Genomic DNA, 852 nt, shown 5'->3' on the forward strand with positions numbered 1-852 from the left:
TGCAGCATCAGCACCTCGGGCACGGCTTGTGGTCCCAGCGCCTTCACGTACTCCTGGCGGTAGGTCAGGGTCATGGCCGGGTCGATGCCCACCAGCGGCACGCCGAACTCGGCCAGGGCGCGCAGCCGTCGCGCCTGCTTCTCGGCGGTGCGCGCGAAGGCACCAAGGAAGCCCTGCACGTGCAGCGGCTTGCCGTTGGGCGAGTAGGGCGCGACGAAGACCTTCACGTCGAGGCGGGCGAGCAGCTCGACGATGTCCATCACCCGTTCGGCCTCGAAGTGGCTGGTAAAGGCGTCCTGCACGATGACCACGCTGCGGGCCTTCTGCGCCTCGCTGAGCAGGCCCAGTGAGACCGGCGTGGCCTCGGCCACGCCCCAGGCGCGCAGCTGCCTGGCCAGCCGTNGGCGTCCTGCACGATGACCACGCTGCGGGCCTTCTGCGCCTCGCTGAGCAGGCCCAGTGAGACCGGCGTGGCCTCGGCCACGCCCCAGGCGCGCAGCTGCCTGGCCAGCCGTGCCCGGGAGAGCCGTGGGCTGTCGGCCAGGCCGACGTGCTGCGCCAGCAGCCGGTCCACCAGGCGGTTGCCTAGCGCAGCGTTGTAGAGCGGTGCGACGTAGGCGAGATAGGGCACGAAGAACTCCATGCCGCCGATCAGGTAGTCGCGTACAGGGCGCAGGTAGCGGCCGTGGTAGATCTCGAGGAACTGCGAGCGCGAATCCGGCACGTTGACCTTCACCGGGCACTGGCCGGCGCAGGACTTGCAGGCCAGGCAGCCCGCCATGGCCTCGTAGACCTCATGGGAGAAGTCGGGCTCGTCGCGGCGCCGCCAGGTGTTGCGCACCCGCTCCGGCA

Annotated in this window: 1 protein-coding gene and 1 pseudogene; both read right to left on the reverse strand. The window is 70.4% G+C overall.

Annotated features, from left to right (window positions below; genetic code table 11):
* On the reverse strand, positions 1 to 302 hold a 302-nt coding region (locus SPH52_RS22435), incomplete at its 3' end, for a hypothetical protein (RefSeq protein WP_411797271.1).
* Positions 260 to 852: pseudogene (locus SPH52_RS22440) on the reverse strand (hypothetical protein); the annotation flags it as partial. The pseudogene SPH52_RS22440 and the gene SPH52_RS22435, both read right to left, overlap by 43 nt.

Origin of the sequence: Halomonas sp. A29 (assembly GCF_046723295.1) — a bacterium.
In the GTDB taxonomy this organism is placed as follows: Bacteria; Pseudomonadota; Gammaproteobacteria; order Pseudomonadales; family Halomonadaceae; genus Halomonas.